Origin of the sequence: Mycolicibacterium austroafricanum (assembly GCF_902705885.1) — a bacterium.
In the GTDB taxonomy this organism is placed as follows: Bacteria; Actinomycetota; Actinomycetes; order Mycobacteriales; family Mycobacteriaceae; genus Mycobacterium; species Mycobacterium vanbaalenii_A.
This window is the reverse complement of record NZ_CACSIP010000015.1, coordinates 89,868-111,003: the sequence shown is the minus strand read 5'-3', so window position 1 is coordinate 111,003 and position 21,136 is coordinate 89,868. Positions and strand designations below refer to the sequence as shown.

22 protein-coding genes and 1 pseudogene are annotated in these 21,136 nt (G+C 68.2%); 11 read left to right on the top strand and 12 right to left on the bottom strand.

The annotated features are described in order from the left end of the window. Positions 1 to 73: 73 nt before the first annotated feature. A pseudogene (mycP, locus tag BEMPMBAN_RS12255) lies at positions 74 to 1,285 on the top strand (type VII secretion-associated serine protease mycosin); the annotation flags it as partial. On the opposite strand, the gene eccB reads toward mycP, so the two are convergent. Then, positions 1,238 to 2,650: a type VII secretion protein EccB gene (gene eccB, locus BEMPMBAN_RS12250; RefSeq protein WP_159230641.1), complete on the bottom strand. Its 1,413-nt coding sequence runs from the start codon at positions 2,648 to 2,650 to the stop codon at positions 1,238 to 1,240. The pseudogene mycP and the gene eccB sit on opposite strands and share 48 nt — an antisense overlap. Positions 2,651 to 2,699: 49 nt before the next feature. Continuing rightward, a complete protein-coding gene (locus tag BEMPMBAN_RS12245; RefSeq protein WP_159230660.1) occupies positions 2,700 to 3,251 on the bottom strand; it encodes a CGNR zinc finger domain-containing protein in 552 nt (183 codons plus the stop codon). 87 nt (positions 3,252 to 3,338) lie between these two features. Here BEMPMBAN_RS12245 and BEMPMBAN_RS12240 point away from each other — a divergent pair, with 87 nt between their 5' ends. From BEMPMBAN_RS12240 to BEMPMBAN_RS12225, 4 genes are all read left to right on the top strand, one after another. Further along, on the top strand, positions 3,339 to 4,370 hold the full coding sequence (locus BEMPMBAN_RS12240) for an EamA family transporter (protein ID WP_159230640.1): 1,032 nt from the start codon (positions 3,339 to 3,341) through the stop codon (positions 4,368 to 4,370). Between the two features lie 46 nt (positions 4,371 to 4,416). Continuing rightward, positions 4,417 to 5,016 carry a cutinase family protein gene (locus BEMPMBAN_RS12235; RefSeq protein WP_159230659.1) on the top strand — a complete coding sequence of 200 codons (600 nt, stop codon included), beginning with the start codon at positions 4,417 to 4,419 and terminating at the stop codon, positions 5,014 to 5,016. 106 nt (positions 5,017 to 5,122) lie between these two features. Next, the gene (locus tag BEMPMBAN_RS12230) at positions 5,123 to 5,707 is read left to right on the top strand and encodes a cutinase family protein (protein WP_159230658.1); all 585 of its coding nucleotides are present in this window, start codon (positions 5,123 to 5,125) and stop codon (positions 5,705 to 5,707) included. A gap of 61 nt (positions 5,708 to 5,768) precedes the next feature. Continuing rightward, positions 5,769 to 6,452: a cutinase family protein gene (locus tag BEMPMBAN_RS12225; RefSeq protein WP_159230657.1), complete on the top strand. Its 684-nt coding sequence runs from the start codon at positions 5,769 to 5,771 to the stop codon at positions 6,450 to 6,452. Here the strand turns inward: BEMPMBAN_RS12225 and truA are convergent. The 8 genes from truA to infA all read right to left on the bottom strand — a co-directional run bounded on the left by truA (position 6,449) and on the right by infA (position 11,134). After that, a complete protein-coding gene (truA, locus tag BEMPMBAN_RS12220) occupies positions 6,449 to 7,360 on the bottom strand; it encodes a tRNA pseudouridine(38-40) synthase TruA (protein ID WP_159230656.1) in 912 nt (303 codons plus the stop codon). The genes BEMPMBAN_RS12225 and truA overlap by 4 nt on opposite strands. 10 nt (positions 7,361 to 7,370) lie before the next feature. Further along, on the bottom strand, positions 7,371 to 7,970 hold the full coding sequence (gene rplQ / locus BEMPMBAN_RS12215) for a 50S ribosomal protein L17 (protein WP_159230639.1): 600 nt from the start codon (positions 7,968 to 7,970) through the stop codon (positions 7,371 to 7,373). 58 nt (positions 7,971 to 8,028) lie between these two features. Continuing rightward, positions 8,029 to 9,081 (bottom strand): DNA-directed RNA polymerase subunit alpha, encoded by a 1,053-nt coding sequence (locus BEMPMBAN_RS12210; RefSeq protein ID WP_159230638.1) that lies wholly within the window; start codon positions 9,079 to 9,081, stop codon positions 8,029 to 8,031. 77 nt (positions 9,082 to 9,158) lie between these two features. Continuing rightward, the gene (rpsD, locus tag BEMPMBAN_RS12205) at positions 9,159 to 9,764 is read right to left on the bottom strand and encodes a 30S ribosomal protein S4 (protein WP_159230637.1); all 606 of its coding nucleotides are present in this window, start codon (positions 9,762 to 9,764) and stop codon (positions 9,159 to 9,161) included. A 16-nt stretch (positions 9,765 to 9,780) separates the two neighbouring features. Further along, complete coding sequence (gene rpsK, locus BEMPMBAN_RS12200; protein ID WP_159230636.1) at positions 9,781 to 10,197, bottom strand: 30S ribosomal protein S11; 417 nt, start codon at positions 10,195 to 10,197, stop codon at positions 9,781 to 9,783. Between the two features lie 6 nt (positions 10,198 to 10,203). Continuing rightward, positions 10,204 to 10,578 carry a 30S ribosomal protein S13 gene (rpsM, locus tag BEMPMBAN_RS12195; RefSeq protein ID WP_159230635.1) on the bottom strand — a complete coding sequence of 125 codons (375 nt, stop codon included), beginning with the start codon at positions 10,576 to 10,578 and terminating at the stop codon, positions 10,204 to 10,206. Between the two features lie 183 nt (positions 10,579 to 10,761). Beyond that, positions 10,762 to 10,875, bottom strand: coding sequence for a 50S ribosomal protein L36 (rpmJ, locus tag BEMPMBAN_RS12190; protein ID WP_003879483.1), 114 nt, complete (start codon positions 10,873 to 10,875; stop codon positions 10,762 to 10,764). Between the two features lie 37 nt (positions 10,876 to 10,912). Then, positions 10,913 to 11,134 carry a translation initiation factor IF-1 gene (infA, locus tag BEMPMBAN_RS12185; protein WP_003418601.1) on the bottom strand — a complete coding sequence of 74 codons (222 nt, stop codon included), beginning with the start codon at positions 11,132 to 11,134 and terminating at the stop codon, positions 10,913 to 10,915. Between the two features lie 222 nt (positions 11,135 to 11,356). On the opposite strand from infA, the gene BEMPMBAN_RS12180 reads away from it, so the two are divergent. From BEMPMBAN_RS12180 to BEMPMBAN_RS12170, 3 genes are read left to right on the top strand one after another with little or no spacing between them, the layout of a single operon-like run. Next, positions 11,357 to 11,899 (top strand): hypothetical protein, encoded by a 543-nt coding sequence (locus BEMPMBAN_RS12180; RefSeq protein WP_159230634.1) that lies wholly within the window; start codon positions 11,357 to 11,359, stop codon positions 11,897 to 11,899. A gap of 4 nt (positions 11,900 to 11,903) precedes the next feature. After that, positions 11,904 to 13,349, top strand: a complete 1,446-nt coding sequence (locus tag BEMPMBAN_RS12175; protein ID WP_159230633.1) for a flotillin family protein — start codon at positions 11,904 to 11,906, stop codon at positions 13,347 to 13,349. Continuing rightward, positions 13,346 to 14,218, top strand: coding sequence for a universal stress protein (locus tag BEMPMBAN_RS12170; protein WP_159230632.1), 873 nt, complete (start codon positions 13,346 to 13,348; stop codon positions 14,216 to 14,218). Before BEMPMBAN_RS12175 ends, BEMPMBAN_RS12170 begins: the two co-directional genes overlap by 4 nt. A 16-nt stretch (positions 14,219 to 14,234) precedes the next feature. Here the strand turns inward: BEMPMBAN_RS12170 and BEMPMBAN_RS12165 are convergent, their stop codons facing one another. Then, complete coding sequence (locus BEMPMBAN_RS12165; protein WP_234897428.1) at positions 14,235 to 15,854, bottom strand: HAD hydrolase family protein; 1,620 nt, start codon at positions 15,852 to 15,854, stop codon at positions 14,235 to 14,237. Between the two features lie 32 nt (positions 15,855 to 15,886). After that, on the bottom strand, positions 15,887 to 17,158 hold the full coding sequence (locus BEMPMBAN_RS12160; RefSeq protein ID WP_234897427.1) for an alpha/beta hydrolase family protein: 1,272 nt from the start codon (positions 17,156 to 17,158) through the stop codon (positions 15,887 to 15,889). Positions 17,159 to 17,318: 160 nt separating this feature from the next. On the opposite strand from BEMPMBAN_RS12160, the gene BEMPMBAN_RS12155 reads away from it, so the two are divergent. From BEMPMBAN_RS12155 to BEMPMBAN_RS12145, 3 genes are all read left to right on the top strand, one after another. Further along, a complete protein-coding gene (locus tag BEMPMBAN_RS12155) occupies positions 17,319 to 17,777 on the top strand; it encodes a DUF5709 domain-containing protein (protein WP_159230630.1) in 459 nt (152 codons plus the stop codon). A gap of 54 nt (positions 17,778 to 17,831) precedes the next feature. After that, on the top strand, positions 17,832 to 19,496 hold the full coding sequence (locus BEMPMBAN_RS12150; protein WP_159230629.1) for an NAD(P)/FAD-dependent oxidoreductase: 1,665 nt from the start codon (positions 17,832 to 17,834) through the stop codon (positions 19,494 to 19,496). 152 nt (positions 19,497 to 19,648) lie between these two features. Next, positions 19,649 to 21,127, top strand: coding sequence for an ATP-binding protein (locus tag BEMPMBAN_RS12145; RefSeq protein WP_159230628.1), 1,479 nt, complete (start codon positions 19,649 to 19,651; stop codon positions 21,125 to 21,127). Positions 21,128 to 21,136 lie beyond the last annotated feature (9 nt).

Below are 21,136 nucleotides of genomic sequence, written 5' to 3'. Positions count from 1 at the left end.
CACCACCGCGACAAGCGCCAGGTATTCCGCAACCTGAACACCCTGTCGAACAATGGGATTCGATGGCGCACGGCCCACCGTCCGGCACGACGACTGCGTCACCGCGCCGCCCGCGCCACCTGATGCGGCAACCCCGGGCCAACTCGCGGGTACAGATCTCGCCACCGTCTGGGCGTTGACCCGGGGCGCCGGTCAGACGGTCGCGGTGATCGACACCGGCGTGGCCCGCCACCGGCGGTTACCCCATCTGGTCCCCGGGGGTGACTACGTGTCGACGGACGACGGCGCGGCGGATTGTGACGGGCACGGCACGATCGTCGCCGGGATCATCGGCGCCACGGCCGATCCCGCACAACCCGGTGCGTTCACCGGAATCGCTCCCGATGTCACCGTCCTGGCGATCCGGCAGTCCAGCAACAAGTTCCGCGCTGTCGACGACCCGGCCGCTTCGGGATCAGGCGACGTGGAGACCCTGGCCGCGGCGGNGCGCACCGCCGCGGACCTCGGCGCCACCGTCATCAACATCTCCTCGGTGGCGTGCCTGCCCGCCGACGGCGCCCTCGACGACCGGGCGCTGGGCGCGGCCCTGGCCTACGCCGTGGATGTCAGGAACGTCGTCGTCGTGACCGCGGCAGGCAATGTCGTCGGCCCCGGCCAGTGCCCCGGCCAGAATCCGCGCGACACCGCCGGATGGGACGATGTCGCCGTCGTAGCCAGCCCCGCCTGGTACGACGACTACGTGCTCACGGTCGGTTCGGTCGACGGCCACGGCTCCGCGTCGGAGTTCAGCCTCGCCGGGCCGTGGGTGGATGTGGCGGCACCGGGTGAGGACGTCGTCTCACTGGCACCGGCCGGAGAAGGGTTGGTACACACCGTTTCCGACGGGTCACCGATCTCGGGAACCAGCTATGCCGCACCGGTGGTGAGTGCGATCGCGGCGCTGGTTCGTGCGCGCTCCCCCGAACTCACCGCCCGCCAGGTCATGCAGCGCATCGAGGAGACCGCACGGCGCCCGGCAGGCGGATGGGATCCGGCCGTCGGCCACGGCGTCGTCGACGCACTCGCCGCGGTGACCGACACCGGGCCCGCCGCGCCGAGCCCACCCTCCGCGACAGCGCTGACGCGGACGACCCCTATCCCCGCCACCGACCGGTCTGCGGGCGTCACGGCGGTGGGTGCAGCGGCAATCTGCGTGGCGCTGACGGGGATCATCGCGGTCTCGACGGCCGTGGGCCGGTCACGGAGACGCGACGCTGCCATCACGGATCCCGTCCCGCAGGACTGACGCACCGGCCTGACTGAGTTCGGGGCCCCCGGGAAGCGCGGCCAGCACGGCCCACGGAGTGGGCTGTGCGGGGTCGGTCAACCCGAGGCTGGTGGCCACGGTGTCGTCGTGGATTCCGTACCGCACACCAGAATCGGTGACCAGGAACAGTGATCCGGTGCTTCGTCCGCTCCCGGTGAGCCCGACGGAGTGGGCGAACACGCTGCGGCCCGGCGGCAGGAACACCGCATCAACCGCCGGGCCGTCCCCATCGGCCTGCGCCAACGGGACCGGCGTGCCGACGGCCGGGACCGCGTGCCCGGTGAGCACGGCGGTTTCGGACGCGTTGCCGGCCGGCCCTGCACGCCACCGCGCACATACCACGGGGGCCTGGATCACCCCGCCGCGTTCGGGATAGGTCGCGACGGGCAAGGTGTCGACGACGGGCACAGCACCCACCTCGGCCGGTGACACGGTCGGAATCTGTTCGGCGACGAGCGCATCGGTGTAGCGCAGCAGGTCCGCAGCCACTTCGCCGATACGTTGCACGCCGTCGGCGAGGACGGCGAAGAGGTCCTCGCGAGAACCGGGTGCGCCGGCGACGCGGGGCACTCTCACCACGGTGCCCACCGGATGGTCGCGCAGCGTCGACGGGCCGGGCTCGCCGGCCGCGCGAAGGTGCGGGGGCACGATCTGCGGGGCCTCGGGTATCGCCTCCAACACCGCTGCGGCGATCGGCCGCGGCACCACGCCCTCGAGTCGCAGTGCGCGGACCACGGCGTGGTGGCGCAGGTCCACCCGCGCACGCCGGCCCTCGTAGAGCAGGTAGGTGCTGGCCGCACTCGCGCCGCGTGGTGTCACGAGCACGCCGGGTCCCGTCGGGGCCGCGCGGTCGGATATCGGCCCGGCGATGACGGTGGTCACCCCGCGTGGGTCGTCGCACACCGTCCAGCTCGACTCCTCAGGTGTCAGCGGTGCCGAGATCGCCTCCGGCGCCCCGGGGATGCCGATCGACGGTCCACGACGCGCTGTGTCGACCGCCGCCTGACCGACGAGGCGCGGTTCAGCCGGGGTCCCCGCGATCAGCCGCGCGGACGCCAGGTTCGGAACGGGGTGCACGGTGTCGTCGACCCGGACGTACATCGCACCGGTCTCACGCACCACCACGATCGGTGCGTCGCCGAGTTCGCCCGCCGGTCTCACCAATGCCAGCACCGCGCAGGCCGCGACTGCGACCACCGTCAGCACCGCACCGGCCACCAGCGAAAGTGACTGCCCCCGAGGCGGATCATCGAGCATCCGGGTGTCACCCCGCAGCAACGCGTGCTCCATCCGGTGCACCAGGAATCGGTGTCCACTGACGTGTAGGCGCGTGGTCGGTTGCACTGGTCACTCCCCCTCCGGTCAGCCTAACCGCGGCCGCGAGGGGGTCTGATCACTTGTTGGAGCGCCGCTCTCGGTAGGCGGCGACGTGCTGACGGTTGCCGCAGTTGCCGGTGTCACAGAACTTTCCCGACCGGTTCCGCGACAGGTCGACCAGCACGGCCTCGCAGTCGGGGGCCGCGCAGATCTTCAGTCGTCGCAACTCGCCGGAGCGGATCAGGTCGGCCAGCGCCATCGCCATCTCGGCACCCATCCGCTGCCACAGCGGGTCGTGGATCGAGGCGAGGTGCAGATGCCATTCCGGCATCTCGGCATGTCTCGTCAACCAGGGGGCCGCACGGGTGTCACTGAGCAGCGCGTTCACCTGCCCGACCACTCGCTCCTCGTCGTCGGCGCTCTCCCAGATGCGGCCGAGACGGGTCCGCAACTGCTGCACGGCGGCCAGTTCGGCAGCGTCGTGGTCGCGTCGGCCCGTCCAACCGAAGGTGGCCAGATAGTCGTCGAGTGCGGCCAGGTCGGCGAGGCGCTCGCCGTCGACCCGGTCGGTGTTGATCAGCACACACACCGCCCGCAACGTGAGGTCGGTGTCATGGTTGAAAAGCATTTGACTCATGACTCCTTTCCGGGCTAGCGTCATGACCAAAGTTGAGTTTACTCATTACACCCCTATCGACATCTCCGGAGGTGGCCCGTGGCTGCGAACGACACCCACCAGTTTCGGACGGGCCTGCTCTTCGCGATCACCTCGGCACTGGCCTTCGGCTCATCCGGCCCCTTCGCGAAATCGCTGATGGAGGCCGGCTGGAGCCCGACCGCGGCCGTGACCGCCAGGCTGGCCGGTGGCGCGCTGGCGATGGGGGTGTTCGCCTCGCTGATCCGCCCGGGGTGGCTACGCGAAACACGCAGGCACGCCCGCACCGTGGTGTTGTACGGGATCGTGCCGATCGCCGGCGCGCAGTTCTTCTACTACAACGCCGTCTCCCATCTGTCGGTCGGCGTGGCGCTGCTGCTCGAATACACCGCTCCCCTGCTGGTCGTGGCCTGGCTGTGGGCGATCACCCGGAAGCGACCCACCAACCTGACCCTCGGGGGTGTGGTCGTCGCGGTGGTGGGGATCATGCTGGTGCTCGGCGTCCTCGGCGCCGGCGGGCTCGCGGGTGCCGACGTCAACCTCGTCGGTGTCGGATGGGGCCTGGCCGCCGCCGTCTGCGCGGCCTGCTACTTCCTGATGTCGGACAAGGTCGGCGGCCAGGGTCCGGACGGCCAGGCCGGACTGCACCCGATCACCCTGGCCGCCGGGGGGCTCGTCGTCGGCGCGGTCACGGTCGGGCTGATCGGGCTCGCCGGGGTGATGCCGCTGACGTTCACTCAGCACGACGTCGTGATCGCGGGATGGACCACCTCGTGGCTCGTGCCCGTGATCGCGCTGGCGCTGATCCCGACGGCGATCGCGTACACACTCGGGATCGTCGGCATCGCCCGGCTGCGGCCCCGGTTCGCGTCGCTGGTCGGCCTGTCCGAGGTGTTGTTCGCGGTGCTGGCTGCGTGGTTGTTGCTCGGAGAGGCCATCACGCCGACGCAGGCCCTCGGCGGCGCGATCGTGCTCGCCGGTCTGGCGCTGGCCCGACAGGGTGACCGCAGTGAGGAGCTCGCCGCCGTGACCTGGCCGGACGCTCCAGCGGGAGATATCCCGCTAACATCGTCTGGTGACCTTCGATCTTGATGTTCGTCCGCTAGCGGCAGCGGTTGTGGCCGCAGCGGCGCTGCTCATGGCACCGTCCGTCGCGGCCCCGGCAACCGCACCCGTAGCCCACGCCCAGGGCTGCCCCGACATCGAGGTCGTGTTCGCACGCGGCACCGACGAAGCGGCGGGCCTGGGACGGGTCGGCCAGTCGTTCGTGGACTCACTGCGTGGTCGCGTCGGTGGCCGGTCGGTCGGCGCCTACGCCGTCAACTACCCGGCCACCTTCGACTTCCTCCAGGTCGCCGCCGGCGCCAACGACGCCAGCGCTCACATCCAGTACATGATTGCCAACTGCCCGAACACCCGGCTGGTACTCGGCGGGTACTCGCAGGGCGCCGCGGTGGTCGACGTCATCGCCGCCATCCCGGTCCCCGGCGCAGGGTTCACCAACCCGCTACCGCCCAACACCCCGGACTTCGTCGCCGCGATCGCGGTGTTCGGCAACCCCTCGGCGAAGGTGGGCCTTCCCCTGACCACCAGCCCGGTCTGGGGCGCGCGCTCCATCGACCTGTGCAACGCCGGCGATCCGGTGTGCGGGCCCGGCGACGACGTTCCCGCCCACAGCAACTACGTCTCGGCGGGCTTCACCGATCAGGCAGCCGGCTTCGTCGCGGGACTGGTGTAGCCCCGGTGAGATACGGTGTCTTGTGACTTTCGACCGATTGAGCCGCCGAACCCTGGCTGCCCTCTCCGCTGTCGTGGCCGCGCCGCTGGCCTTCTTCGTGTTGCCCATGCCGACAGCCGCCGCGCAACCATGCCCCGACGTGGAGGTGGTGTTCGCCCGCGGCACCAGTGAGCCCGCGGGCGTGGGACGGGTGGGCCAGGCGCTCGCCGACGCACTGCGGCCACAGCTCGGCGGCCGCACGGTCGGCACCTACGGCGTGAACTACCCCGCCAGCTACGACTTCCTCAACACCGCCGCCGGCGCCACCGACGCCGCCAACCGCGTCGCCTTCATGTCCCAGCAGTGCCCCGGCACCCGGATCGTGCTGGGCGGCTATTCGCAGGGTGCGGCCGTCATCGACATGCTGGCCGGGGTGCCGCCGCTGGGCAACAAGGTGGGCAACATCGGTTCGGCCCCACCACTGCCGGGCAGCCTCAACGGCAACGTCGCGGCGGTCGCGGTTTTCGGTAATCCGGCAACGAAGTTCGGCAATCCGGTCTCGGCTGCCGGCTCGTTCGCGGGCAAGGCGATCGATCTGTGCGCCAACGGCGACCCGATTTGCTCAGACGGCCGAAACCCGTTCGCGCACACAAGCTACGAATCCTCACCGTTCATCGCCCAAGCCGCCGGCTTCGCGGCCGGGCGGATCTGACCACCTGACGGGCCGCATCCATCGACAGCCGAACTACGCGACGGGGTCGCCAGCGGTGGCTATGATCGGCGGGGTGATTGGTAAATTGACGCTCACGGTCGCCTTCGCCGTTGCAGGTCTGATCGCCCCAGCGGTGGTACCGGGTGACGCGGCGCCGATTGTGCCCGTCGCCTCCGCGGCCCCCTGCCCCGAGGTCGAGCTGATCTTCGCCCGAGGCCGCATCGAATCGCCCGGTGCCGGGCAGATCGGCAACGCATTGGCCAGTGCGTTGCGGAACAAGACCGGCAAGAACATCGACCTGTACGCGGTGAAGTACCCCGCCGACACCGAGATCGACGTGGGCGCCAATGACATGAGCCAGCGGATCGGGTACATGGCGGCCAACTGTCCCGACACCCGGCTGGTGCTGGGCGGGTACTCACTGGGTGCCGCAGTCACCGATGTCGTGATCGCGGTGCCGATCGCCGCGTTCGGCTTCAAGACTCCGATGCCGGCCGGCGCCGATCGGCACATCGCGGCTGTCACGCTGTTCGGCAACGGCAGCAACTGGGTCGGCCCGATCGCCAACTTCACCAACCCGGCGCTGCGTGACCGAATCATCGAGCTCTGCCACGGCGACGACCCGATCTGCAATCCGACCGCGCCGGAGAACTGGCAGGACTACTGGCCCGCCCATCTGGCGTCCGCCTACATCAGCGGTGGCATGATCAACCAGGCCGCCGACTTCGTCGCGGCCAAAATCTAGCCGATCTCGTCCGCGGTGCGCACATCCCGGGTGACCAGATTGCGTGCGGCGAGTTCACCATCGGGCGGATAGTCCACCCCGACGAGCGTCAGTCCCCGCGCGGGTGCTGCGGCGAAGTCGCTGGACCGCCGCGTCGCGCTGAGCAGCCCTACGCACCACGCCGGGTCCCGACGATGTTCTCCGACCGCCAGCAACGCTCCGACCAGTGAGCGCACCATGTTCCAGCAGAAGGCGTCGGCGCTGACCGTCACCGCGACCCGGTGCCCGTCGCGGGTGCAGTCCAGCCGCTGCAACTCGCGGATGGTCGTCGCGCCGTCCCGGTGCCGGCAGAACGCGGCGAAGTCGTGTAACCCCAACAGCTCCCGCGCCGCGGCGGCCATCGCATCGACATCCAGGTCACGCGGCCACGCCGTCACGAACCGCGCTTCGTGCGGTTCGACGCCGTACGGCGCCGTCGACAACCGGTAGACGTAGCGGCGGCGCAGTGCGGAGAACCGTGCGTCGAAACCGGCTGCCGCACGGGTGATCCCGAGGATGCGGACGTCCTCGGTCAGCAACTTGGCCAGACGGTGCACCAGCGGACCGAACTCGCTGTCGTCCCGGCGCCGGGTGCGCGGGCTGGCGTGGGGCAGTGCGTCGACCGGAATGTCCACGTGGGCAACCTGCCCGCTGGCATGCACCCCGGAATCGGTCCGACCGGCCGCGCGCACCTGCACCGGGACCCGGAACACCGTCGACAGGGCGTCGTCGATGACACCGGCCACGGTTCGGTGCCCGGTCTGCGCTGCCCAGCCGGCGAATTCGGTGCCGTCGTAAGCCACGTCGAGCCGCAGACGGATAACCGGGCGAGCGAAGCGACGGGATAATGAATCATGCCCGCCACCGGAATCGATGGCGGGCATGTTCATCACGTCGTCGCTAGGACTTGGTGTCATCCTCGGCTGAAGTCTCCTCGGCCAAGGCCTCGTCGGTGGCTGAAGTCTCCTCGGTACCCGGGGTCTCGACCTCGGCCTCCTCGGTGATCGGCGTCTCGTCGACCGCCTCAGCCTCCTCGGCCACAGCTGGCCCGTCCGCGGCCTCCGGCTCGACCGCAGCCTGCGGTGCCGCCGCGGCGGCGACCGGCTGGCTCCGGCGGGCCCTATCGGCCTCGGACGTCACGGTCTTCTCCCGCACCAGCTCGATGACCGCCATCGGGGCGTTGTCGCCCTTGCGGTTCTCCACCTTGATGATCCGGGTGTAGCCGCCGCTGCGATCGGAGAAGAACGGGCCGATCTCGGCGAACAGGATGTGCACGATGTCCTTGTCGCGGATCTTCTTCATCACCTCACGCCGGTTGTGCAGCGTGCCCTTCTTGGCGTGGGTGATCAGCTTCTCCGCGTACGGACGCAACGCCCGCGCCTTCGGCTCGGTCGTCTTGATGCGGCCGTGCTCGAAGAGCGACGTGGCCAGGTTGGCCAGCAGCGCCTTCTGGTGCGACGACGACCCGCCGAGGCGAGGACCCTTGGTGGGTTTGGGCATTGCGACTATCTCCTAAATGGGGCCGGCCCCCGTATCAGGTAGGACCGGGACGGGTTGGTTAGAGCTGTTCGGTCTCGGCGAAGTCCTGGTCGGCGTCCAGGTCGTAACCTGCATCGCTGTTCCAGGTGCCGGTGGCGACGTCGTAGCCGGCGACCTCGGACGGGTCGAAGCTGGCCGGGCTGTCCTTGAGCGACAGACCCAACTGGTGCAGCTTGATCTTCACCTCGTCGATGGACTTCTGGCCGAAGTTACGGATGTCCAGCAGATCGGACTCCGTGCGGGCGACGAGCTCGCCCACCGTGTGCACACCCTCGCGCTTGAGGCAGTTGTACGAACGGACGGTCAGGTCCAGATCGTCGATCGGCAGCGCGAAGCTGGCGATGTGGTCGGCCTCGGCAGGCGACGGGCCGATCTCGATGCCCTCGGCTTCGACGTTGAGTTCCCTTGCCAGACCGAACAACTCGACCAGCGTCTTGCCGGCGGATGCCAGCGCGTCGCGAGCGCCGATCGAACTCTTGGTCTCGACGTCGAGGATCAGCTTGTCGAAGTCGGTGCGCTGCTCGACGCGGGTGGCCTCCACCTTGTAGGTGACCTTGAGCACCGGCGAGTAGATGGAATCGACCGGGATGCGGCCGATCTCGGCGCCGGAGGCCTTGTTCTGCACAGCCGGCACGTAGCCGCGACCGCGCTCGACGACCAGCTCCACCTCGAGCTTGCCCTTGTCATTGAGGGTGGCGATGCGCATGTCCGGGTTGTGCACGGTGACACCGGCCGGCGGGACGATGTCGCCCGCGGTGACCTCGCCCGGCCCCTGCTTGCGCAGGTACATCGTGACCGGCTCGTCCTCCTCGGAGGACACGACCAGGCCCTTGAGGTTGAGGATGATGTCGGTGACATCTTCCTTCACCCCGGGGACGGTGGTGAATTCGTGCAGCACACCGTCGATGCGGATGCTGGTGACTGCCGCGCCGGGGATCGACGACAGCAGCGTGCGACGCAGCGAATTGCCAAGGGTATAGCCGAATCCCGGCTCCAGCGGCTCGATGACGAACTGGGACCGGTTCTCGGCGATGACTTCTTCGCTGAGTGTGGGGCGCTGAGAGATCAGCATGTTTTTCTTCTTCTCCTTCTCGGCAACCGCTATTTGATGCCGTTAGGTGATCCGCGACCCGTCCGGGCCGTGGACGTTTACTTCGAGTAGAGCTCGACGATGAGCTGCTCGGTGAGCGGGATGTCGATCTGCGCGCGCTCGGGCAGCTGGTGCACGAGGATGCGCTGACGCTCGCCGACGACCTGAAGCCAGCCGGGGATCGGGCGATCACCCGCGTTGGCCCGAGCGAGCTCGAACGGCAGCGTGTTGATCGACTTGTCCTTGATGTCGATGATGTCGTACTGCGACACCCGGTAACTGGGGATGTCGACCTTCACGCCGTTGACGGTGAAGTGGCCGTGGCTGACCAGCTGACGTGCCATCCGGCGGGTGCGGGCCAGGCCGGCGCGGTAGACGACATTGTCCAGCCGGCTCTCCAGGATGCGCAGCAGGTTGTCACCGGTCTTGCCGGGCTGCCGGTTCGCTTCCTCGTAGTAGCGGCGGAACTGCTTCTCCATCACGCCGTAGGAGAAGCGGGCCTTCTGCTTCTCCTGCAGCTGCTGGCGGTACTCGCTCTCCTTGATCCGCGCGCGGCCGTGCTGGCCGGGCGGGTAGGGACGCTTCTCGAAGGACTGATCTCCACCGACGAGGTCGACGCCGAGGCGACGCGACTTGCGGGTGACGGGTCCGGTGTAACGAGCCATGTCTCTCTAATCTCCTCTAGACCCGGCGCCGCTTGGGCGGGCGGCAACCGTTGTGCGGCTGCGGGGTGACATCGGAAATGGCGCCGACCTCGAGTCCGGCGGCCTGCAACGAACGGATCGCGGTCTCGCGGCCCGAACCCGGACCCTTGACGAACACGTCGACCTTCTTGACGCCGTGCTCCTGCGCCTTGCGGGCGGCGTTCTCGGCGGCCAGCTGCGCGGCGAACGGGGTGGACTTACGCGACCCCTTGAACCCGACGTGACCCGACGATGCCCAGGCGATCACGTTGCCCGCAGGATCGGTGATCGTCACGATCGTGTTGTTGAACGTGCTCTTGATGTGCGCAGCGCCGTGCGGGACGTTCTTCTTTTCCCGACGCCGGGTCTTCTGACCCTTCTTGGCGGCGGTGCCGCCCTTCTTTGCCTGTGCCATCCGGGGTTACCTGGCCTTCTTCTTGCCGGCGATGGTGCGCTTCGGGCCCTTGCGGGTGCGCGCATTGGTCTTGGTCCGCTGGCCGCGCACCGGCAGGCCACGGCGGTGCCGCAGGCCCTGGTAGCAGCCGATCTCGATCTTGCGGCGGATGTCGGCCTGCACCTCGCGGCGCAGATCACCTTCCACCTTGAGGTTGCCCTCGATGTAGTCGCGCAGCTGGGTCACCTGATCGTCGGTCAGGTCCTTGGTGCGCAGCTCCCGGCTGATCCCGGTGGCGTCCAGGATCTCCTGGGAGCGGGTACGGCCGACGCCGTAGATGTAGGTCAGGGCGATCTCCATGCGCTTGTCGCGCGGGAGATCGACGCCCATTAGTCGAGCCATGTGTGCCATTCCTCGTGTTCTGCGGAGGTCTTGTCCCAGTCCGTTCCCACTCGCTGGTGGGGTCCGGCCTCCGTGCCGGACGTGGCGAACAGCCGTATGCCGTTCAGTGGTGCTGGGAGGTCATCATTCAGTTGTGTAATGCGCGGAAGACTCAGCTGTGCTGTCCGGTCTTCGCGCAAGCGCTCATCCTTGCCGCTGCTTGTGGCGCGGATCGGAGCAGATCACCATGACCCGCCCATGCCGGCGGATCACCCTGCACTTGTCGCAGATGGGCTTGACGCTCGGGTTCACCTTCACGGCTCGTTCGATCCTTCTGTGCTTCTCGGATGGGGGGTTACTTGTAGCGGTACACGATGCGGCCGCGGGACAGGTCGTAGGGAGAGAGCTCCACCACGACGCGGTCCTCCGGGAGGATGCGGATGTAGTGCTGCCGCATCTTCCCGCTGATGTGGGCGAGTACCTTGTGTCCGTTCTCCAACTCAATGCGGAACATCGCATTGGGCAGGGGCTCGACCACGCGACCCTCGACCTCGATGGCGCCGTCTTTCTTGGCCATACTGTGTAGCGATCCTTGCTTTCGTTTCGTATCCCGGCCTGCTCGACGCAGCCTTCGTCCGACTTGAGAACGTGAGCCGGATCTGGCTAATTCCCGAAAACTCCAGGACAGAGCACGCAAGAAGTCGGCGCGGAAGCCGCACCGTTGATCCATGTTACTCGCACAGCGGCCCGGCCCAAAATCTGCGCGGACCCGGTGCGAAAGAAGTGCGAAGATCAACTCGTGACCGGGGTTTATCTCGCGGCTTTCGGAGTCGGAGGCGTGGCGGTGCTGACCGCCCTGCTGCTGACCGACCTCGAGGTGGGCGGCGGGTCCGGTCCCGACGGCCTGCCTTTCCTGAGCCTGACGAGCGTGGCCGCGGGCCTGCTCGGCGCCGGCACCGGCGGGTTGATCAGCACCTGGGCCGGATGGGGCACGGCGATCTCGGCCGTCGTGGCCGTCGGCAGCGGCCTGGTCCTCATCGGCGCGCTGCAGGGTCTGCTGCTGCCCTACCTGCGCCGTCAACAGTCGAACTCCCAGCGCGGCCGGGTCTCCTACATCGGCCTGCTCGGCACGGTCACGCTGGAGGTCCCCACCGACGGCTGGGGTGAGGTGGCGTTCGTCGACGTCGACGGAAACCGGGTCCGCGCCCGGGCCGTCACCGCGGAACCCACGGCGCTGTCCAAGGCCACCCCCGTGTACATCGCCGACGTCGACGCCGACTACGTCCACGTGGTGACCATCCCCGGCACGGAAACCGATCCGCCCGCCGTCGAGAGGAACTGAAGAAATGTCCGTTCTGATGATCGTCATCATCGCGGCGATCGCAGCATTTCTGCTGTTCGTCGCGCTGCCGATCGTGTACGTCAAGAACTACATCAAGGTGCCGCCCAACGAGGTGGCGGTGTTCACCGGCCGAGGCACACCGAAGGTCGTCCGGGGCGGCGCCAGATTTCGGGTGCCGGGCATCGAACGCGTCGACATCATGAGCCTGGAGCCGTTCAACGTCAGCATCAACCTGCAGAATGCGTTGTCCAACAACGGTGTTCCGGTCAACGTCGAAGCCGTCGGACTGGTTCGAATCGGCTCGTCCGAAGAGGCCGTGCAGACCGCGGTGCAGCGCTTCCTCACCTCCGACCTCAACGAGTTGGCACGCCAGATCAACGAGATCCTCGCCGGCAGCCTGCGCGGGATCACCGCCACCATGACCGTCGAAGACCTCAACTCCAACCGTGACACCCTGGCCCGCAGCGTCGTCGAGGAGGCAGGCGGAGACCTGGCACGCATCGGCATGGAGGTCGACGTCCTCAAGATCGCCGGTATCTCCGACCGCAACGCCTACCTGGAGTCGCTGGGGCAGCGGCGGATCGCCGAGGTCAAACGCGACGCCGCGATCGGTACCGCCGAGGCCGAACGCGACGCGCAGATCCAGTCGGCCAAGGCCCGGCAGGCGGGCTCGGTCGCCCAGGCCGAGGCCGACACCGCGATCGCCACCGCCAACCAGCGCCGCGATGTCGAACTGGCCCGGTTGCGCGCCCAGACCGAGGCCGAGAACGCGGAGGCCGACCAGGCCGGTCCGCTGGCGAACGCCCGAGCGCAGAAGGACGTCGGCATCGCGACCGAGCAGGCCGAGGCCGCACGGGTAGAGGCCCGCATCGAGGTGGAGCAGCGCCGCAGCGAGCAGGCTAAGGCGGCGCTGCAGGCCGACGTCATCGCCCCGGCCGAGGCGCAGCGCTCGGCCGACATCGCCCGCGCCGAGGGCGAACGCCAGGCAGCGATCCTGGCCGCACAGGCCAAAGCGGAAGCGGCCCGCCAGTCCGGCGAGGCCGATGCCGATGCCCGCAAGGCCGCAGCGGAGGCACTGCGCGTGGAACAACAAGCCGAGGCCGACGGCATCAAGGCCAGGCTGGTGGCCGAAGCCGCCGGAAAGACCGAGATCGCGGTGGCGTTGAACAGCTACTCTCCCGAAGCCGCCCGCCTGCTGACCCTGCCGGACGTGCTGGCCTCGGTGGTCAAGGCCACCGAGGCCGCCGCGATGCCGCTCTCGGAGATCGAGCGGCTGTCCATCATCGGCGGCGCCTCCGACGCCCAGGATGCGATCGGTGGTCTGCTCGGCGTCAGCCCGGTGGCGGTGGCCAAGATCGTCGAGGCGCTGAAGGCCTCAGGGATCGATCTGGCCGCGATGCTCGACCGGCCACCTGCGGTGCAACCTGACAAGCAGGAGGATCTGGCGTGACAGATGCGGCATCTTCGGACATCGTCGTCGGTGTCGACGACTCGACGGCGTCGGGCCCCGCGCTGCGGTGGGCGGCAGCCGAAGCCGCGCTGCGCGACTGCCCGCTGGCCATCCTGTACGCCGTGACCCCGAGCATCGGCAGTTGGTCGGCCGTGCCGGCGCCCACCGGACTGCTGGATCTGCAGCAACAGTTGGGACGGCAGGTTCTCGAAGACGCCGAGCGCACCGCCCGGGACCTCACCCACGGGCGGGTGCAGATCTCGACGGAGTTCGCAGTCTCGTCAGCGACGACGGCGTTGGTCGAACGATCCCAACGGGCGCGGATGGTCGTGGTGGGCAGCCGGGGCCGCGGCGCACTCGCGCGCACCGTCCTCGGATCGGTCAGCACCGGATTGGTGCACCGGGCGCACTGCCCCGTGGCGGTGATCCATGACGAGAACACGTCGGTGCCCGATGCGCAGGCGCCGGTCCTGCTGGGTACCGACGGGTCGGCCGCCGCCGAATCGGCCACCGCGATCGCCTTCGACGCGGCCGCCCTGCGGGGCGTGGAACTCATCGCGCTGCGCGCGTGGTGGTCGCCGGGAGCGTTCGAGCTGCCCGGAATCGACTGGGACGACGTGCGTCCGGAGGTCGAACAAGAACTCCGCGGCCAGCTGACCGAATGGCAGCAGCGCTTCCCGGATGTGACGGTGCGTGCCGAGGTCGTCCAGGACCAACCGGCACGGCGACTGGTGGAGCGCTCAGAATCCGCCCAGTTACTGGTGGTCGGCAGTCACGGCCACGGCGCTGTGGCAAGCGCTCTGCTGGGCTCGGTGAGTTCCGCTGTGGTGCAGGCGGCCCGCGTGCCGGTCATCGTCGCCCGGCAGTGACAGCCGCGCCGGTACCTCACGAATAGCGCTCGTCGACGGCTCTGACTATCCGGTGGCGGATGCGTTCGACCTCGGCGGCCCGGTGGGCAGCGAGTTCGTCCTCCCACGACGCCACGTCCACAGCCAGCTCCTTATCGGAGACGATGCGGTCGAGCCACCGGGCGAAGTCCCCCCGTTCGAGGTGGAACTCCAGGGCTTCGGGATCCAGTCGGCTGACGGCGGCGCGGAATTCGGGCATGGTGGCGGCCGGCGGGAGCGACTGACCGCCTGACGAGCGAAAGTAGAACCGGCGTTCTTTCGGCAGGGCGACCTGGGCGTACTTGTGCCGGTGACGGATGTGCAGCGTGCGACGCCGATCCGGGGTGAACGGTTTGGGTTCACCCCCGGCCACCCGGATCGACGCCCACCGGTCAGGCCCCATCTCGAGGATCACATCGCTGTCGCTCACTTCGTCAGCCGGCAGTTCTGCGTGCACATACGACGACAGCACGTATCCGCCGCGGCGCACCCATCTCGCCTCTTCCTGCGGGCCGAGGAGGTGGGCTTCGTCGTAGATCACCCAGTGCGGGAAACCGTGCGCCTCACGGTGCGCCTCGGCCGCGAACCGGAGCCGATGGACGTAGTCGCCCTTGTGCGGAACCTCGAGCGCGGACAGGTCGACGACCATGCTGGTGTTCGGGTGGAGCATCTCCACCAGTTCGCCGGGCTCGGGCAGGTAGTGCCTGCTGTCGACCAGCACGACGTTGTCGAGTTCCTTGAGCTGAGAGTGATCTCCCTCGGGATCGACGACGAGCACGCTGTATCCGGCGAGGATCCAGCGCTCGGCCATGAGTCCGATCACGTGGCTCTTGCCGGAACCCGACGGCCCGGTCACCACGATTCGGCCCTGACTTCCCGGCACCTTGGTCGGTGTCTTGTCGCCGAAGCTGCCGATGTCGATCCACCGGCGGATCGGACAGTAGCGTCGTGCCCCACTGAGCAGCGGGCCGGTCAACAGACCGGCCACTCCCGCCCCGTCGGGCAGTTGCAGAACCTCGTCGGCGTGGGCGACGACCGACGGGATGGCATTCGCCACCGCGACTCCGAGTTCGGCGACAAGCAGCATCGACACGTCGTTCTCGGCATCACCGACTGCGATGACGTTGTGCGGCGACCGGTTCATCCGCGACAACAACGCGCGCAGACCGCTGCCCTTGGTCACCTCGGCAGGCAGCACCATGACAGCGTCGCGGTTGCGGATGATCTGGCAGTCCAGACCCAGCTGCCCGATCGACTCGACCACGGCGGTCGCGTGCTCACCGTCGGTGGCGAGCAACACCTCGCCGCGCCGAAAGGTGACGCCGTGGGCCGTCAACGCGCCGTCGAGCACCACGTCGACCGGCGGTGCCAGCCTGACCAGCTCACCGTTGAGCATCGCCACGGCACCGTTCTCGAGCACCAGAGCATCGGCGTGGTCGGCGAGCTGCGGGAACTCCGCCATCAGCTCGCTACCGATCCGGCCGGTCACCAATACGATCAGGACACCGTTGTTGCGGGCCTGGTCCAACGCATCCAGCACCTGGTCGGACAACTCGCCTCTCGACGTCAGCGTGCCGTCGATATCAGCGGCGACGATCTGAAAGAAAGCCACAACCATTCGCTTCCGATCGTCGTGTCACAGTCGCGCAGTCATCCCGTCATGGTGCCAGGTCCGCCGGCGGATCGCCCTTCGAGACCGGAGACCAGACCAGACTGCACCAGGGCGCCGGTGACGAAGCGTTGCACCGGCCGCGCTTGGAAGAATCCGGCATGGCCGCCGCGATACCACTCGATGTCGGGCCGCCCCCAGTGCTCCCACAGTCGGTTGACCTGTTCGCGCGGATGCACGACCTGATCGGCCAGTCCTGCGTAGATGAACCGCCCGGCGGGCGGCACCAGTGGGGGCAGCGACAGCGGAGAGATCATCCGGCCCAGTGGCTCGGCGAGGATCATCGTCTCCCGCCGTGGGTCGTCGTCACCGAGGCCGGAGTGGCGGCTGAGCAGCGCGATCAGATCGGCGACGGGCACCCCGAGGATCGCGCAGACCAGGTCCTCGTCGAGGCCGGCGACCAGCGCAGCGATGAAGCCGCCCAGCGACAGACCGTACAAGCCGACGGGGGCCTCGGGCTGTTGCTGCCGAATCCACGCCAGCAGGCTTCGGATGTCCCACACCGCGTGCGCGGTCGCGTGGATGTCGTCGAGCACGTCCTCGCCGGGGAACACCGCTCCCTTCGGCAGGCCTTTCGCCCGCGGACCATGCATGGGCAGCACCGGGAGCACAACGTTCAGACCCAGCTCCTGATGCAGATGCCACGCCCGGAAAACTGCCAAATCGATTGCGGCTCTCCCCATTTCCGTGCCGTGAATGCACACCAGCCACGGTCGCGGCTCATCGTGACGCAGCATCAGGGCGTAGCCGAGGGAAGTCGCCCGATACCCGAGCCAGCGGCTCGCACCGGGCTCTCCGGACAGCGGGCGGTACACACTGTCCCAGCGCAACCGCGAGTACAACCGGTTGCGGCGCTGCACCGGCCGGACCGTCACATCGGCCAGCGGCCCGGGTGCGGCGAAGAATCCCGCGGGTTCCCGCAGCCACCCCCGACTGCCGTAGAACTCGAGGGCTGCGCGCACCTCGTCGTCAATCCGCGCGAAAGCTTGCGGATCACTCACCGGACGGCGCGCCCGCAGGCCGAGCAGCACCACCTCGTCGCGCAGCGCCTCAGCGGTCAGCGCGATCGTCGGCCTGGCGATCGGAACCTGGTGCGGCTCGTCGCCGAGGTAGTCGCTCCACGACTTGGCGTAGTAGCTGCCGGTCCGGGTCAGCGGGCGAACGGCGTTGCGCAGCGCCTCCACTCCGGGAATGCGGTTGATCACGGAGCGTCGCGGCGTTCGATGAGGTTCATCGACATTGCGCGGTTCCATGCCTTCGACGGTAGCGACGGGCCACTTCACCCGCAGGAGGCCTTGGTCACAGCGAGTCACCTCTGTTCTTCGGGCCCAACGTCGCCTCGCGGGAGGCCCAACGGCCCTAGATCGACAACCGGCGGCAGCTGAGGATGGACATCGACATGAGGACATCGTCATGAGCACATCGAATTACGCCACCGGACCTGCGCCGGGCGAATACAGCGTGGACGTCGAGAACCAACTGGAACCCGAGGACACGCTGGTCGACCGCGGCGGCGCCGACCTTCTCGACGAGGGGTACTCGCCGCCGGAGCGTCCGTACGGTCCCGGGGCCTTCGGCCCGCCGGAGAGCATGGACCAGCTCCTTGCCGAGCAGGAGCCGGATCCGGCATCGCGCCTCGGCGTCCTGTACGACGAATCCGACCGACAGTGCGCCGACGAGTCCGAGCGGGAGGCCGAGTTCCCGCGGCGGCGGGAGGTGGGACGGTCTCGAGCAGGTCGACTCCTGGCACCGGACCGGGGATTCGGTGAGGATGCCGAAGCCGATCTGGTGGCCGAGGATGTCGGTGTCGACGGCGGTGCGGCCTCGGCCGAGGAAGCCGCCGTTCACCTCATCGAGGACGAGGACAACTAGCGCCCGCTCTCGTGCCCGGTTATCGACTGGACATCGGGCGCATAATTGAGCGCGATGACCGGCCCCGGCAGTGCCCCAAGAAAACCCGTGATCTTGACCGTCGACGACGACCCCGCGGTGTCCCGTGCCGTCGCCCGCGACCTGCGCCGTCACTACGGTGAGAACTACCGCATCGTACGCGCGGAGTCGGGTCCCGACGCGCTGGAGACACTCAACGAACTGAAGCTGCGCGGCGAGACGGTGGCGGTCTTCGTCGCCGACTACCGGATGCCGCAGATGAGCGGCATCGAGTTCCTCGAAGCCGCGATGGACATCTTCCCGGCCGCCAGGCGGGTGCTGCTCACCGCCTACGCCGACACCCACGCAGCGATCGACGCCATCAACGTCGTTGACCTCGACCACTACTTGCTCAAACCCTGGGACCCCCCGGAGGAGAAGCTCTACCCGGTGATCGACGCGCTGATCGAGGCGTGGCGGGCCAGCGGCGACCGCGCGATCCCGCACACCAAGATCATCGGTCACCCGTGGAACGCGCGTTCCTCCGAGGTGCGCGAGTTCCTGGCCCGAAACAGGTTGTTCTACACATGGTTTCGCTCCGACGAACCAAAAGGCGCCAAGCTGCTCGAGGCTGCCGGACAGGACGGCCTGACGCTGCCGGTGGTGATCACCGAACAGGGTGAGACGCTCATCGACCCCACCGATGCGGACTTGGCGGCGACGCTGGGGCTGACCACCACCCCGGCCGGTGATTTCTACGACCTGGTGGTGATCGGCGGCGGACCCGCAGGCCTGGCGGCGGCGGTCTACGGCGCCTCCGAAGGACTCAAGACCGTGCTCATCGAGCGCACCGCCACCGGCGGTCAGGCCGGGCAGAGCTCGCGCATCGAGAACTACCTCGGCTTCCCGGATGGCCTGTCCGGCTCACAGCTCGCCGAGCGGGCGCGCAGGCAGGCCGAGAAGTTCGAGGCCGAGCTGATCACCGCGGCCGAGGTCACGGGCCTGGAGATCGACGGCGTCGCCCGAACCGTGCACCTGTCCGACGGCCGGTCGATCGGCACCCGCGCGGTGATCCTGGCGATGGGCGTGGAATACCGGCAGCTGACGGCGGAAGGCTGCGCCGGACTGACCGGGGCGGGCGTCTACTACGGGGCCACCACGTCGGTGGCGGCCGACTGCGACGGCGACGAGGTCTACGTCATCGGTGGGGCCAACTCGGCCGGGCAGGCCGCGATGTACCTGTCGCGCACCGCAAAATCGGTGACCATCGTCAGCAGGCGCACCCTCGAGGACTCGATGTCGCACTACCTGATCCAACAGATCAGGGCGCGGGACAACATCAAGGAGCTGCCGCACACTGTGGTGCACGCGGCCAAGGGCAACGGCCACCTCGAGGGCATCTGCCTGGAGAACACCAAGACCGGGATTCGCGAGGAATTCCGGTGCGGGCGAATGTTCATCTTCATCGGCGCCGAACCCCGCACCGAGTGGCTCGACGGCGTGGTGGTGCGGGACGACCACGGGTTCATCCTGTCCGGCCCCGATCTGCGTGACATCAGCGGCTGGACGCTGGAGAGGCCGCCGCACCACCTGGAATCCAGTGTTCCCGGGGTGTTCGTCGCCGGGGATGTGCGCGCCGACTCCGCCAAGCGGGTGGCCGCCGCCGTCGGCGAAGGGTCGATGGCGGTCATGTTGGTCCACCGCTACCTCGCCGAGACATGAGCACCTGCGACGTCGCGGCCCGGATCATCGACAGGCACCGCGGCAGCCTGGGGGCGGAATCAAACCCCGGCGATACGCGTTTCATTACCACGCGTTTCATTACGACACTGCCCCTTACGGTCGAGCCCGCAAGGTCATAGGAAGGACCACGTATGGGCGACAAATGCCTCCCTGACGAGCTGCGCACGCTGTTCCTGTTTGAGGCGTTGACCGACGAACAGCTGCAGACGTTGTGCGACAACGGCCACATCGCGACCTTCCAGCCGGGCCCGATCCACATCGAGGGAGAGCCGGCGACCTGCTTCTACGTGCTGATCGAAGGCGAACTGGTGATGTCGAAACGCTCCGGCGGGGTCGACATCGAGACCAACCGAACGACGCAGCGCGGCGTCTATTGCGGCGCCTGGTCGGCCTACATCCCCGGGGATGAACAGCACGTCTACCAGGCGACGGTGCGAGTGACCCGCCCGTCGAAGTTCTTCGTTCTGGACGCAGACGCGTTCGCCGAGTTCATGAAAAGCCAGTTCCCGATGGCGGTGCACCTGCTGGAGGGCCACATGGTCGGTGGGCTTCGGCAACGCCAGATCCTCGGCCAGCGGGAGAAGCTGCTGGCCCTGGGGCAGCTGTCGGCAGGCCTGACCCACCAGCTCAACAACCCTGCCGGCGCCACCGCGCGCGCGGTGGCCGACCTGCGTGAGGGCGTCGGCAAGATGCGCCACAAGCTCGCGATGCTCGCCGATGGGAAGTTCACGCCGGCCGCGTTGAAAGTACTGGTCAGCATCCAGGACGAGGTGGCCGAGCAGGTGGCCAAGTCGAAGTCGCAGGAACTTTCGGCGCTGGAGACCTCCGACCGGGAGGATCAGATCGGGGACTGGCTCGACGATCACGGGATCGCGGCGGCGTGGGACTACGCACCCACGTTCGTCGAGGCAGGTCTCGACGTGGACTGGCTGGAACGCGTCGAGGCGTCGATCGACGACGTCGACTGTTCGGCGACGCTGCCGGGCGCGATCGGCTGGCTGAAGTACACCATCGACAACGAGTTGCTGATGAACCAGATCGCCGAGGCCAGCAAGCGGATCTCCGCGCTTCTGGCCGGCGCCAAGCAGTACTCGCAGATGGACCGTGCGCCCTACCAGACCGCCGACATCCACGAACTGCTGCACAGCACGCTGATGATGTTCGGCGGCAAGATCGGTAAGGACACCCCCGTCAAGCTCGTCAAGGAGTACGACAAGTCGCTGCCCGAGCTGGGCTGCTACCCGGGTGACCTCAACCAGGTGTGGACCAACATCATCGACAACGCGATCCAGGCGATGGGCGGGCACGGCACCCTGACGATCCGCACCATGCGCGAGAGTGAGAGCACGGTCAGGGTGGAGATCGCTGACGACGGTCCCGGCATCCCGGAGGACATCATCGAGCGGATCTTCACGCCGTTCTTCACCACCAAGCCGTTCGGCGAGGGCACCGGGCTCGGCCTCGATCTGGCATGGCGCATCGTGGTCGAGAAGCACCATGGCAACCTGTCGGTGGAATCGCGGCCCGGGGAAACCAAGTTCATCGTCTGCCTACCGCTGCACGCACCCGCCCCCGCGCTCACGGCCGACGACGTCGAGACCGGTGCGTGACCACGTTCT

Coding starts and splice junctions, on each gene's coding strand:
- BEMPMBAN_RS12245 (WP_159230660.1), bottom strand. CDS start 3,251: ATGCTTTTCAACCATGACACCGACCTCACGTTGCGGGCGGTGTGTGTG.
- BEMPMBAN_RS12235 (WP_159230659.1), top strand. CDS start 4,417: ATGGCACCGTCCGTCGCGGCCCCGGCAACCGCACCCGTAGCCCACGCC.
- BEMPMBAN_RS12230 (WP_159230658.1), top strand. CDS start 5,123: ATGCCGACAGCCGCCGCGCAACCATGCCCCGACGTGGAGGTGGTGTTC.
- BEMPMBAN_RS12225 (WP_159230657.1), top strand. CDS start 5,769: ATGATCGGCGGGGTGATTGGTAAATTGACGCTCACGGTCGCCTTCGCC.
- truA (WP_159230656.1), bottom strand. CDS start 7,360: ATGAACATGCCCGCCATCGATTCCGGTGGCGGGCATGATTCATTATCC.
- rplQ (WP_159230639.1), bottom strand. CDS start 7,970: ATGCCCAAACCCACCAAGGGTCCTCGCCTCGGCGGGTCGTCGTCGCAC.
- BEMPMBAN_RS12210 (WP_159230638.1), bottom strand. CDS start 9,081: ATGCTGATCTCTCAGCGCCCCACACTCAGCGAAGAAGTCATCGCCGAG.
- rpsD (WP_159230637.1), bottom strand. CDS start 9,764: ATGGCTCGTTACACCGGACCCGTCACCCGCAAGTCGCGTCGCCTCGGC.
- rpsK (WP_159230636.1), bottom strand. CDS start 10,197: ATGGCACAGGCAAAGAAGGGCGGCACCGCCGCCAAGAAGGGTCAGAAG.
- rpsM (WP_159230635.1), bottom strand. CDS start 10,578: ATGGCTCGACTAATGGGCGTCGATCTCCCGCGCGACAAGCGCATGGAG.
- infA (WP_003418601.1), bottom strand. CDS start 11,134: ATGGCCAAGAAAGACGGCGCCATCGAGGTCGAGGGTCGCGTGGTCGAG.
- BEMPMBAN_RS12175 (WP_159230633.1), top strand. CDS start 11,904: ATGTCCGTTCTGATGATCGTCATCATCGCGGCGATCGCAGCATTTCTG.
- BEMPMBAN_RS12165 (WP_234897428.1), bottom strand. CDS start 15,854: ATGGTTGTGGCTTTCTTTCAGATCGTCGCCGCTGATATCGACGGCACG.
- BEMPMBAN_RS12160 (WP_234897427.1), bottom strand. CDS start 17,158: ATGGAACCGCGCAATGTCGATGAACCTCATCGAACGCCGCGACGCTCC.
- BEMPMBAN_RS12155 (WP_159230630.1), top strand. CDS start 17,319: ATGAGCACATCGAATTACGCCACCGGACCTGCGCCGGGCGAATACAGC.
- BEMPMBAN_RS12150 (WP_159230629.1), top strand. CDS start 17,832: ATGACCGGCCCCGGCAGTGCCCCAAGAAAACCCGTGATCTTGACCGTC.
- BEMPMBAN_RS12145 (WP_159230628.1), top strand. CDS start 19,649: ATGGGCGACAAATGCCTCCCTGACGAGCTGCGCACGCTGTTCCTGTTT.